Annotated in this window: 10 protein-coding genes and 3 tRNA genes; 12 read left to right on the forward strand and 1 reads right to left on the reverse strand. The window is 65.5% G+C overall.

Annotated elements, in window-relative coordinates; genetic code table 11:
- Positions 1-4: 4 nt before the first annotated feature.
- A complete protein-coding gene (locus tag BO996_RS13415; protein WP_012204721.1) occupies positions 5-889 on the reverse strand; it encodes a LysR family transcriptional regulator in 885 nt (294 codons plus the stop codon).
- A gap of 168 nt (positions 890-1,057) precedes the next feature.
- On the opposite strand from BO996_RS13415, the gene BO996_RS13420 reads away from it, so the two are divergent.
- From BO996_RS13420 to pilV, 12 genes are all read left to right on the forward strand, one after another.
- Positions 1,058-2,275 carry a CaiB/BaiF CoA transferase family protein gene (locus BO996_RS13420; RefSeq protein ID WP_071954993.1) on the forward strand — a complete coding sequence of 406 codons (1,218 nt, stop codon included), beginning with the start codon at positions 1,058-1,060 and terminating at the stop codon, positions 2,273-2,275.
- On the forward strand, positions 2,272-3,261 hold the full coding sequence (locus tag BO996_RS13425; RefSeq protein WP_063326574.1) for a hydroxymethylglutaryl-CoA lyase: 990 nt from the start codon (positions 2,272-2,274) through the stop codon (positions 3,259-3,261). Before BO996_RS13420 ends, BO996_RS13425 begins: the two co-directional genes overlap by 4 nt.
- Positions 3,262-3,312: 51 nt before the next feature.
- On the forward strand, positions 3,313-4,299 hold the full coding sequence (locus BO996_RS13430) for a Bug family tripartite tricarboxylate transporter substrate binding protein (protein WP_043823497.1): 987 nt from the start codon (positions 3,313-3,315) through the stop codon (positions 4,297-4,299).
- A gap of 58 nt (positions 4,300-4,357) precedes the next feature.
- Positions 4,358-6,310: an excinuclease ABC subunit UvrC gene (uvrC, locus tag BO996_RS13435; protein ID WP_071954994.1), complete on the forward strand. Its 1,953-nt coding sequence runs from the start codon at positions 4,358-4,360 to the stop codon at positions 6,308-6,310.
- A gap of 77 nt (positions 6,311-6,387) precedes the next feature.
- Positions 6,388-6,957, forward strand: a complete 570-nt coding sequence (gene pgsA / locus BO996_RS13440) for a CDP-diacylglycerol--glycerol-3-phosphate 3-phosphatidyltransferase (protein WP_026062576.1) — start codon at positions 6,388-6,390, stop codon at positions 6,955-6,957.
- A gap of 452 nt (positions 6,958-7,409) precedes the next feature.
- Positions 7,410-7,682: an HU family DNA-binding protein gene (locus BO996_RS13445; protein ID WP_012204727.1), complete on the forward strand. Its 273-nt coding sequence runs from the start codon at positions 7,410-7,412 to the stop codon at positions 7,680-7,682.
- Positions 7,683-7,696: 14 nt separating this feature from the next.
- Positions 7,697-7,772, forward strand: a tRNA-Val gene (locus BO996_RS13450).
- Positions 7,773-7,832: 60 nt separating this feature from the next.
- Entirely contained in the window at positions 7,833-9,728 is a 1,896-nt protein-coding gene (locus BO996_RS13455) for a SurA N-terminal domain-containing protein (RefSeq protein ID WP_071954995.1), read from the forward strand.
- A 74-nt stretch (positions 9,729-9,802) separates the two neighbouring features.
- Positions 9,803-9,878: transfer RNA gene (locus BO996_RS13460), tRNA-His, on the forward strand.
- 252 nt (positions 9,879-10,130) lie between these two features.
- Positions 10,131-10,206 (forward strand) — tRNA-His (locus tag BO996_RS13465).
- 444 nt (positions 10,207-10,650) lie between these two features.
- On the forward strand, positions 10,651-11,163 hold the full coding sequence (locus BO996_RS13470) for a GspH/FimT family pseudopilin (protein ID WP_071954996.1): 513 nt from the start codon (positions 10,651-10,653) through the stop codon (positions 11,161-11,163).
- 23 nt (positions 11,164-11,186) lie between these two features.
- Positions 11,187-11,708, forward strand: a complete 522-nt coding sequence (pilV, locus tag BO996_RS13475; RefSeq protein WP_232240543.1) for a type IV pilus modification protein PilV — start codon at positions 11,187-11,189, stop codon at positions 11,706-11,708.
- Positions 11,709-11,726 lie beyond the last annotated feature (18 nt).

Genomic DNA, 11,726 nt, shown 5'->3' on the forward strand with positions numbered 1-11,726 from the left:
GGAATCAGGGTTCGCACAGGTGTTCGACCAGCAACTGCGCCACTGGCGGCAAAGCCTCTTGCGAGCGCACGCACAGCATCAGCTGGCGCTCGGCCCAGGGCTCGTCCAGCGCAATGCAGCGCAGCGGCAGGGCGCCCAGGTACAGGCGTGCGCTGCCTTCGGGCAGGATGCCGACGCCCAGGCCCGAGGCCACCATCAGGCACAGCGCGTCATAGCCCGTCACCTTCATTCGCAGCCGGGGCTGCAGGCCCAGGTCGGCCGCGGCGCGCGTGATCTGGTGGTTGAGCGCGCTGCCCGCGTGCATGCCCACCAGGTCATGGTCCAGCACCTGGGCCAGCCGCAGCGAGCGCCGCCGTACCAGCGCATGGCCCTGGGGCACGATGACGATGAGGCGGTCGCGCCGGTACGGGCGCAGGCGGATCTTCTCTCCGTAGCTGCCCTGGTTGAGGATGCCGATGTCGGCCTCGTTGTCCGCCACGGCGCGCGCGATGTCGCTGCTCACGCGCTCCTGCAGGCGCACGTCCACATGCGGGTGCTGGTCCAGGAAGCGCTGCAGCTGGGAGGGCAGGAACTGGGTGATGGCCGAGATGTTGGCCATCACGCGCACATGGCCGCGCAGGCCGCTGCCGTACTCGCGCATCTGCTCGCCGATGCCGTCCAGGTCGTTGAGCACGCCGCGCGCCATGTTCAGTAGCGCATAGGCGGCAGCCGTGGGCACGCTGCCGCGGTTGCTGCGGGTGAACAGCTCCACCTGCAGCTGGCTCTCCAGCTCGGCCAGCCGCCGGCTGGCGGCCGAGGGGGCGATGTGTTCACGTGCGGCGGCGCGGGCGATGGCGCTTTCCTCCATCACGGCCACGAACAGGCGCAGCGAAATCGGGTCGAGTTTCATGGGGTGGCGATTATCTCCCGGCCCCGCCCGGCTGGGTTCTGCCATGCCGGTTTGCGATGGCAGCGTCGCGCTTGAGCGTTTTGCGGCCGGCGCGGACGGCGGCAAGATCGGCGCCGCGGCAATGCCATCGGAGGCTGGCCGCAGGAGACAAAGAGGAAGCGCTAACCCATGACACAACAGACAAGGCAGGCACCCACACCCGGCGCGCTCAATGGCGTGCGCGTGGTCGAGATGGGGCAATTGATCGCAGGGCCGTTCTGCGGCAAGACGCTGGGCGAGTTCGGCGCCGACGTGGTCAAGATCGAGGCGCCGGGCGCGGGCGATCCGCTGCGCAACTGGCGCCTGATCAAGAACGGCACCTCGGTCTGGTGGCAGGTGCAGTCGCGCAACAAGCGCTCGGTGGCGCTGGACCTGCGCCAGCAGGAGGGCCAGAACATCGCGCGGCGCCTGATCGCTGAGGCCGATGTGCTGGTCGAGAACTTCCGCCCCGGCACGCTGGAAGGCTGGGGCATGTCTCCCGAAGAGCTCCACGCGCTCAACCCCGGCCTGGTCATCCTGCGCATCTCGGGCTACGGCCAGACCGGCCCCTACCGCGACCTGCCGGGCTTTGGCGTGATCGGCGAAGCCATGGGCGGCCTGCGCCACCTGACGGCCGAGCCGGGCCGCGTGCCGGTGCGCGTGGGCGTCTCGATTGGCGACACGCTGGCCGCGCTGCATGGCGTGATCGGCGTGATGATGGCCCTGTACCACCGCAAGGTGAACGGTGGTGCCGGCCAGGTCATCGACGTGGCACTGCACGAGGCCGTGTTCAACGTCATGGAAAGCCTGCTGCCCGAATACAGCGCCTTTGGTGCCGTGCGCGAGGCGGCCGGCAGTGCACTGCCGGGCATTGCGCCGTCCAACGCCTATCCCTGCCAGGACGGCTGGGTGCTGGTGGCCGGCAATGGCGACTCGATATTCAAGCGCCTGATGGCCACCATCGGCCGCCAGGACCTGGCCGACGATCCGCAACTGGCCGACAACGCGGGCCGCGTGGCGCGCATCGCCGAGATCGACGCCGTCATCGGCGGCTGGACGCGCTCGCAGAGCGTGCAGGCCGTGATGGACCAACTGGCCGCCGCGCGCGTGCCGGCCGGCAAGGTCTACACGGCCAAGGACATTGCCGAGGACCCGCACTACCGCGCCCGCGACATGATCCTCAGCCAGCACACGCGCGACGGCGACGACATCGAGGTGCCGGGCATCGTCCCCAAGCTCTCGCTCACGCCCGGCACGGTGCGCAGCAGTGCGCCCCATGTGGGCGATGACACCGATGCCGTGCTGGCCGAGGCCGGCCTCACGGCCCAACAGATTGCGCTGCTGCGCAGCAAGGGAGTGATCCAATGAATGCCGTCCACCCCACGGATGTCTGGCAGGGCGCGGGCCGCCGCGTTTTCTTCAACGAGGTCGGCACGCGCGACGGGCTGCAGATGGAGCAGGCCTTTGTCCCCACCGAGGACAAGATCGCCCTGGTCAATGCGCTGTCGCAGGCCGGCCTGTCCAAGATCGAGGTCACGGCCTTTGTCTCGCCCACGGCCATTCCCGCGCTGCGCGATGGCGAGATCGTCATGCGTGAGATAGAACGCCGGCCCGGCACCGTCTACACGGCCCTGGTGCCCAATGCCCGCGGCGCCGAGCGCGCCATCGAGGCGCGCACGGACGAGCTCAACCTGGTCATGTCGGTCAGCGAGACGCACAACCTGTGCAACCTGCGCATGCAGCGCAGCCAGTCGTTCGCGGCGCTGGCCCAGGTCGTGGCCACGGCGCAGCAGGCGGGCGTGCCGGTCAACGTCTCGCTGTCGTGCTGCTTTGGCTGCCCCATGGAGGGCGAGGTGCCGCAGCAGGAAGTCTTCGACTGGGTGCAGCGCTTTGCCGACCTGGGCGTGCAGGGCATCACGCTGTGCGACACCACGGGCATGGCCTTCCCGACCCAGGTGCGTGCCATGGTGGCCGCCTTCCGGCAGCGCTGGCCGCAGCTGGGACTGACCCTGCACTTCCACAACACACGCGGCATGGCCCTGGGCAATGTGCTGGCCTCGATCGAGGCGGGCGGCGACCGCTTCGACGCCTCCATCGGCGGCCTGGGCGGCTGCCCCTACGCGCCCGGCGCATCGGGCAATGCCTGCACCGAGGACATCGTTCACGCGCTTCAGCTCATGGGCTACGACACCGGCGTGGACCTGGCGCAGATCGTCGCGGCCGCGCGCAGCCTGCCCGCGCTGATCGGCCATGACACGGCCAGCCAGATCGCCAAGGCCGGCGCGCGGCTGGACCTGCACCAGCCACCTGCCGACTTTGCAGCCATCCGCGAACGGGCTTTGGCCAAGGGCTGAGGCCGGCGCGCATTCTCATTCACAAGAACCGAGCAAACCAAGGAGACAAAGATGAAGAAGATTCAACGCAGACAGATCGCAGCCGTGGCCATGGCCATCGCAGGACTGGGCCTGGGCGGCACAGCCGCGCTGGCCCAGGGCGGCTACCCCGCCAAGACCATCACCATGATCGTGCCGGCCGCAGCCGGCGGCACCACCGACCTGGCGGCGCGCATGGCGGCCCAGGCGCTGGCGCCCGTCATCGGCCAGTCGGTGGTGGTGGACAACAAGGGCGGCGGCAACGGCTCCATCGCAGCCAGCCTGGTCAAGCGTGCCGAGGCCGATGGCTACACCCTGCTCATGCAGTACTCCGGCTACCACGTCATCTCGCCCCACCTGACCAAGGCCCGCATCTGGGAGCAGGGCGACTTCCAGCCCGTGGCCAATGTGCTGTCGGCGCCGCAGATCATCGTGGTGCGCTCCGAGCTGCCCGTGAAGACGCTGGCCGAACTCGTGGCCTATGCCAAGGCCAACCCCGGCAAGCTGAACTACGCCTCGTCGGGCAATGGCTCGCTGCAGCACGTGACAGGCGCCATGCTGGAGCAGCAGGCCGGCATCAAGATGGTCCACGTCCCCTACAAGGGCACCGGCCCCGCGCTGCAGGACCTGCTGGGCGGCCAGGTGGACCTGACATTCGGCACGGCGCCGCCCTTCATGCCCCACGTGCAAAGCGGCAAGCTGCGCGTGCTGGCCGTCACCGGCACGCAGCGCCTGCCCAGCCTGCCTGATGCGCCCACCACGGCCGAGGCCGGCTATGCGGGCGTCAACGCCACCTCCTGGTTTGCCGTGTTCGCGCCCGCCGCCACGCCCAAGCCCGTGATCGACAAGCTCACGGCCGACCTCAAGAAGGTGGTGGAGAACCCGGCCTTCAAGCAAAAGGCACAGGAGCAGGGCGCCACGGCGGACTACATGAGCCCGCAGCAGCTGGGCGCCATGGTCAAGACCGAGTGGTCCAACTGGGCCCAGGTGGTCAAGTCCTCGAAGATCGAGGCCGAGTAAGAGCCCGGGGGCCCGCAGGCCCGCTGCGGCGGGCCCGGGCAGCGGCCACAATAGGCGCATGTCCGAACCCCATTCCGATGAACTGCTGGCCCAGGTGGCAGCGCTGCCGGGTCTGCCCGGCGTCTACCGCTATTTCGACGCGGCAGGCACGCTGCTGTACGTGGGCAAGGCCATCAACCTCAAGCGCCGCGTCTCCAGCTACTTCACCAAGAACCATGGCGGCACGCGCATAGGCCACATGGTGGGCAAGATCGCCCGCATGGAGACCACGGTGGTGCGCTCCGAGGCCGAGGCCCTGCTGCTCGAAAACAACCTCATCAAGACGCAGCACCCCAAGTACAACATCCTGTTTAGGGACGACAAGAGCTATCCCTACCTGAAGATCACCGGCGTGGCCGCGCGCGACGGCCAGGCTGGCGAGCCTGCCCACCAGCGCTTCGCGCGCATGGCCTACTACCGTGGTGCCGTGGACAAGCGCCACCGCTACTTCGGTCCCTATCCCAACGCCTGGGCCGTCAAGGAAAGCATCCAGTTGCTGCAGAAGGTCTTCCGGCTGCGCACCTGCGAGGACACGGTCTTTGCCAACCGCTCGCGCCCCTGCCTGCTCTACCAGATCAAGCGCTGCAGCGGCCCTTGCGTGGATCTGATCTCGCCCGAAGCCTATGCGCTGGATGTGCGCAATGCCGAGGCCATGCTGCGCGGCGAAACCCAGGAACTGCTGCGCCAGCTGGAGGCCCGCATGATGGAGCACGCCGGGCGCATGGAATACGAGCAGGCCGCCGAGGTGCGCAACCAGATGACGGCGCTGTCGCGCGTGCTGCACCAGCAGGTCATAGAAACCGCCGACGACCGCGACGTGGACATCCTCGCCGTGAAGGTGCAGGGCGGCCGCGCCTGCGTGAATCTGGCCATGGTGCGCGGGGGCCGCCACCTGGGCGACCGGCCGTACTTTCCCGCCAACCTGGGCGATGCCGCCTCGGTCTACGCCGGCGAGGAAGAGGCCAATCTTGCCGAATCCGCGCGCCCGGTCGAGGAGATCGTGCTGGAGGCCTTCATCGCCCAGCACTACACCGGCGTGGCCGTGCCGCCCGTGCTCATCGTCAGCCATCCGGTGGACAAGAAGCTGCTGGCCCTGCTGAGCGAGCAAGGCGGCGTGCGCATCACCGCCGTGCAGCAGCCGCGCGAGCAGCGGCGCATCTGGCTGGAGATGGCGCAAAAGAACGCCGACATCCAGATGGCCCGCCTGCTGGCCGAAGAGGGCTCGCAGCAGGCGCGCACGCGCGCGCTGGTCGAGGCGCTGGACCTGGCCTGCGAGAACCTGGACGAGCTCACCATCGAATGCTTCGACATCTCGCACACGGCGGGCGAGGCCACGCAGGCCTCCTGCGTGGTCTTCCATCACCACAAGATGCAAAGCAGCGAATACCGGCGTTTCAACATCGAGGGCATCACGGGCGGCGACGACTACGCCGCCATGCGCCAGGTGCTGACGCGCCGCTACAGCCGCGTGGCCGAGGCGCAAAGGGAGGCGGGTGGTGCCGAGCTCACGGGCAAGCAGCCGCAACTGCCGGACTTGGTGCTGGTCGACGGCGGCAAGGGCCAGGTCAGCATGGCGCGCGAAGTCTTCGAGCAGCTGGGCCTCGATGTCTCGCGTATCGTGGGCGTGGAAAAGGGCGAGGGGCGCAAGGTCGGCCTGGAAGAACTGGTCTTTGCCGACGGGCGCGAGAAGATCTACCTGGGCTACGACTCGGCCGCGCTGATGCTGGTGGCCCAGATCCGCGACGAGGCCCACCGCTTCGCCATCACCGGCATGCGCGCGGCGCGTGCCAAGGTGCGCGTGGGCGGCGGCAAACTCGAGGAGATTCCGGGCGTGGGCCCCAAGAAGCGAGCGCGCCTGCTGCAGCGCTTTGGCGGCGTGCGCGGCGTGTCGGAAGCCACGGTGGAAGACCTGTGCAGCGTGGACGGCATCTCGGCCGCGCTGGCTGAAGATATCTACCGTGCATTGCATTGAAATGACCGTCCCGCAGGCTGCACCGCGGGCCTTGAAACAGAACCTCAAACACCAAGGTACGTGACACAATGGCGGCCATGTTTCTCACAATCCCCACCTTGATGACCTGTACGCGGATCGTCGCGATTCCGCTGATCGTCGGGGTGTTCTACGCGCCGTTCGATGTGGCGACCCGCAACCTGGTCGCCACGGTCATGTTCATCGTCTTCGCAGCCACCGACTGGCTCGACGGCTACCTGGCGCGCAAGCTCAACCAGACATCGGCCTTCGGCGCCTTCCTCGACCCGGTGGCCGACAAGTTCCTGGTCTGCGCGTCGCTGCTGGTGCTGGTGCACCTGCAGCGCACCGATGTGTTCGTGGCCCTGATCATCATCGGCCGCGAGATCGCCATCTCGGCCCTGCGCGAGTGGATGGCGCACCTGGGCGCGGGCAAGAGCGTGGCCGTCCACATGCTCGGCAAGCTCAAGACCACGGCGCAGATGGTGGCCATCCCCTTCCTGCTGTACGACGGCCGCGTGTTCGGCATGATCGACACCGGCGTCTGGGGCCAGGTGCTGATCTGGGTGGCGGCGGTGCTCACCGTCTGGTCGATGGTGTACTACCTGCAAAAAGCCCTGCCCGAGATCCGCGCGCGGGTCACGCACTGAGGGCCTTTCCGGCCGTTTCCGGGATCCTGCGCCAGACACGTCGAACTGTCTGGTGTTGCTATTTTTTTGGAAGCATTTGAATCAGGCAGGGCAGCCGCTGCGGCGTCGTGGATGCGAAGCGGTGAGGCGCATTGCAGCACTGGCAAGGCCTGCAGCGGACAAGTCCATTGTCAACCCTTGTCAATTCGTGAAGCCGCTAGCCTGCGCCGGGCGCAAAAAACCGCCCGCAAAGCCAAAGCTGGCGCCAAAACCGCATAGAATCGTCCCCTGTCGCTGCGATGCGCAGCGTGCATTGACACCTGGAAGGTCGATGGCTTTAATTCACCGATGTCTGCCCCGAGGCAGGCGTCGAACGGCAAGCCAGATTCCGTATCCGTCGCGCCGGGTTTCTGGCCGAGCCAAGTTGGTGGCCGCAGAGACATCCCATTCACTTATTTCTCCAGAGGCATCTTGTGAATAAAACCGAACTGATTGAGCACATCGCTAACAACGCCGACATCTCCAAGGCTGCGGCTGCTCGTGCACTGGATTCCACGATTGAGGCTGTGAAGAAAACCCTCAAAAAGGGTGGTACAGTGTCGCTCGTTGGTTTTGGCACATTCGCCGTTGGTAAGCGCGCTGCTCGTACGGGCCGCAACCCCCGCACCGGCGAAACCATCAAGATCAAGGCCGCCAAGGTTCCAAAGTTCCGTCCGGGCAAGGCATTGAAAGATGCCCTGAACTGACACCAGTCAAGGTGGGGTGCTTAGCTCAGTTGGTAGAGCGGCGCCCTTACAAGGCGTAGGTCGGCGGTTCGACCCCGTCAGCACCCACCAAGAACAAAAGGCGAACGAAAGTTCGCCTTTTCTATTTCTGCCATTGAAAGACGACAGACCATGTTCGAATCCATCCGCAAGCATTCCAAGTTCGTGATGATCTTGTTGTTCTTGCTGATCATTCCCTCGTTCATCTTCGTGGGTGTGAACCAGAACTACTTCACAGAGTCCAGCGTCATCGTCGCACGTGTCGATGGTCATGAGATCAAGCAGGCCGACTGGGAGAACGCGCACCGCATGGAGAGTGATCGCCTGCGCGCCGAGAACCCCAACATCGACCCCAAGCTGCTGGACTCACCGCAGGCGCGCTACGCCACGCTGGAGAAGATGGTGCGTGACCAGGTGCTGGCCGCCGCCGTGCAGAAGATGCACCTGGCCGCATCCGATGCGCAACTGGTGCGCACGCTGCAGGAGATCCCCGCGATTGCCGCGCTCAAGAAGCCTGACGGCTCGATGGATGCCGAGGCCTACCGTGCCCTGGTCGGATCTCAGGGCCTGACGCCCGAAGGCTTCGAGGCCAACCTGCGCCGCGAGCTGTCCATGAACCAGGTGATGGGTGGCGTGACGGGTACGGCCTTTGCGACCGACACCCAGGTCAAGCAGGCCATCGATGCGCTGTACCAGCGCCGCGAAGTGCAGGTGGCCCGCTTTGAAGCCAGCGCCTACGCCAGCAAGGTCCAGCCCACCGAGGCCGACCTCAAGGCCTACTACGATGCCCACACCAGCCAGTTCCAGCAATCGGAGCAGGCCAAGGTGGAATACCTGCTGCTGGACGTTCCCAGCATCGAGGCCGGCATCACGCTGAGCGAAGACGATGTGCGTTCCTACTACAACCAGAACGCCGAGCGCCTGGCCGGCCCCGAAGAGCGCCGTGCCAGCCACATCCTGCTCAATGCAAGCAAGGATGCGCCTGCTGCCGAGCAGGAAAAAGCCAAGGCCAAGGCCGAGGAACTGCTGGCCGAGCTGCGCAAGGACCCCAAGCGCTTCGCCGAACTGGCCAAGGCCAATTCGCAGGACGGTGGCTCCGCTGCATCGGGTGGCGATCTGGGCTACTTCGGCCGTGGCGCCATGGTCAAGCCCTTCGAGGACGCAGCCTTCGGCATGAAGGTGGGCGACATCAGCGACGTGGTGCACAGCGACTTCGGCTACCACATCATCTCGCTGGTGGACATCAAGAAGCCCAAGGCTCCGAGCTTCGAGCAGATGCGTCCCAAGCTGGAAGCCGAACTCAAGCAGCAGCAGGCCCAGCGCAAGTTCGCCGAACTGGCGGAAGGCTTCTCCAACGCGGTCTACGAGCAGTCGGACAGCCTGCAGCCCGTGGCCGAGAAGTTCAAGCTCACCGTGCAAAAGGCAGACCATGTGACGCGCCAGCCCGGCCCCAACGTCAAGGGCCCCCTGGCCAATCCCCGCTTCCTGGAAGCGCTGTTCTCCAGCGACTCGCTGAACAACAAGCGCAACACCGATGCGGTGGAGCTGGGTTCCAGCCAACTGGTGGCCGGCCGCGTGGTGGAGTACACACCTGCCCGCACGCTGCCCATGGCCGAGGTCGGCGACAAGCTGCGCACCCTGTACGTGGCGCAAAAGTCCGCCGAACTGGCCAAGGCCGATGGCGAGGCCAAGCTTGCAGCATGGAAGGCCAAGCCTGATGCGGCGCAACTGCCTGCCGCCAAGGTGATCAGCCGTGACCAGCCCGAAGGCCTGTCGCGCGAAGTGGTGGATGCCGCCCTGCGCGCACCGACCGCTCAGCTGCCTGCCTGGACTGGTGTTGACATGGGTGCCCAAGGCTATGCCGTGGTCAAGATCAACCGCATCGTCGAGCGCCCGGCCGATGATGCACAGGCTGCTGCCGCGCAGAAGCAGGACTTCCTGCGAAGCTCTGCGGTCGCAGAAGCTATGGCATACTACGAGCTTCTCAAGAAACAGCTCAAGGTGCAGATCAAGGTCCCGCGCCCCTGATGAGAGAAATTTCTAGCAAAACAGAAATTTCAGAAATCAAGCAGTTTTTTGGAATAGAATAGCGTTCTTCTACGGTGGCTGTAGCTCAGTTGGTAGAGTCCAGGATTGTGATTCCTGTTGTCGTGGGTTCGAGCCCCATCAGCCACCCCAAATAAAAGAATCCCCAGAGCAGAAATGCTCTGGGGATTTTTGCTTTGGGCGGAAGGGGGGCTTGTCCCCGGAAGCTCCAGGTGCGCCGGGCAAGGTCCCTGCCGGCTGCGGCTGCATGGAGGATGGCGGCATCCTGCCCGTTGCCCGCGTCCCCCGATGCGCCTTTGTTCCTGCCGCTCCCGATCCGTCACGCAACGCCTGTTCCAAAGCATTTGCCTGCTGGTTTTTGGCATATAATCGAATGCTTCAACGGTGGCTGTAGCTCAGTTGGTAGAGTCCAGGATTGTGATTCCTGTTGTCGTGGGTTCGAGCCCCATCAGCCACCCCAAACAAGAAAATCCCCAGTGCAGAAATGCACTGGGGATTTTTGCTTTGGGCGAAAACTTTTTCTTTCTCGGGCTGCAAGCAGGCGGGATATTCGCATGACCAATCGCGCTGTGGCTGGATTGCGGCCGCTCATGCTGCCGTGGATTTTCAGGCGCTTGAGGCGAGGCCTGCCTGCCTGACTTCGCGGTCTGCCGTATCGCCACCATGCCCGTTGCGCGGGCCGTTCCGCCGAGCTTGCGTGCGCGGGCGGCGGGCCGGGCTTGCTGGATGGGGTGTTGCGCTCTGCGCAGGTTTCTATAAGACAAGTCCTATATTTGTCCAATGACCTGTGTCAATAGGTGTTTTGCATTGCTGTTGAATTACGATTGCAAACATCAATCAAGAGCAATGGCGCAGGGCTTGCAGGCCTGTCGCATGGTCCCCCGCCAACGAGAAGCACGCTTGCATGAAAAATACCGGTTACACGCGCAACGGCTGTCCAGGCGGCAGGTGGCAACGGCCCCGTGGCTTCACCCTCATCGAGATGATGGTTGTGGTGGCGCTGGTCGCGATTCTGGCCGCTCTGGCCGCTCCTTCCTTCATCGTCCAAATAGCCAACCAGCGCGTCAGCTCGGCTGCGCTCGAGTTGCAGTCGTTGCTGCAGCTGGCTCGCTCCGAAGCGGTCTACAAACGGGTGGAAAGCAGCTTCGTGGGTGCGGGGCAGACATGGTCCGCCAAGTCGGGAGGGCAACTGGTGCGCGAGGCCCGGGTGCCTGATGCCGTGACCGTGTCGCCCTCCGGTGATTCTTCCCAGGGCGTCCTGTTCGAAACCACGGGGACCGCCAGGCAGTTCTCCGGCGCCAGCACGCTGTACACGCTGACCGTCACGGCTCGCCATGCCACGCACATGCACTGCCTGAGAGTGACTCGCGCCGGGCTTGTGCGCCAGCAGCGGCTGCCTGCCGGCGGCAGTTGCTGATGCGCGTGCAACGGGTCTGCAACATGTCCATTCCTTTTCCTTCTCGCAGGCAACGCGGCGCAGGCCTTATCGAGGTACTCGTCGCCGTGCTGCTGGTGGCCGTGGGGCTGCTGGGCGCCGTGCGCATCCATGTGCGTGCCATTGAATACACCGTGGATACCGAGCGGCGCCAGATGGCATCCATGCTGGCTTCCGAACTGCTGGAGACCCTGCGGGGGGATACGGCCACGGTCCTGGATGCGAAAGGGGTGCCCGTGGCGGAACTGGGCGGCTATCAGAAGCTACAGGGGGCCGCGATGCCCGCGGCCCCTGCGGCCTGCCAGCCTTTGCCGCAGCCGCGGGAGCAGCGCCTGGCCTGCTGGGGCGACCGGGCCCGCAAGCTGGTGCCCGATCTCACCGCGGACCGCATCGACAGCTCCTTCGCCGTGAGCGCCGATGCCGATGGCCTGGTGTCCGTGACGGTGGCCTGGCCGGTCAAGAAAGGCCAATGTCTGGATGGAAGCGACAATGAATTTTGCACATTCACGCTGCGGTCGCGGCTTTGAGCGCGGGCCGGGCGCACG

The sequence above is a fragment of the Delftia sp. HK171 genome, from assembly GCF_001886655.1.
In the GTDB taxonomy this organism is placed as follows: domain Bacteria; phylum Pseudomonadota; class Gammaproteobacteria; order Burkholderiales; family Burkholderiaceae_C; genus Comamonas; species Comamonas acidovorans.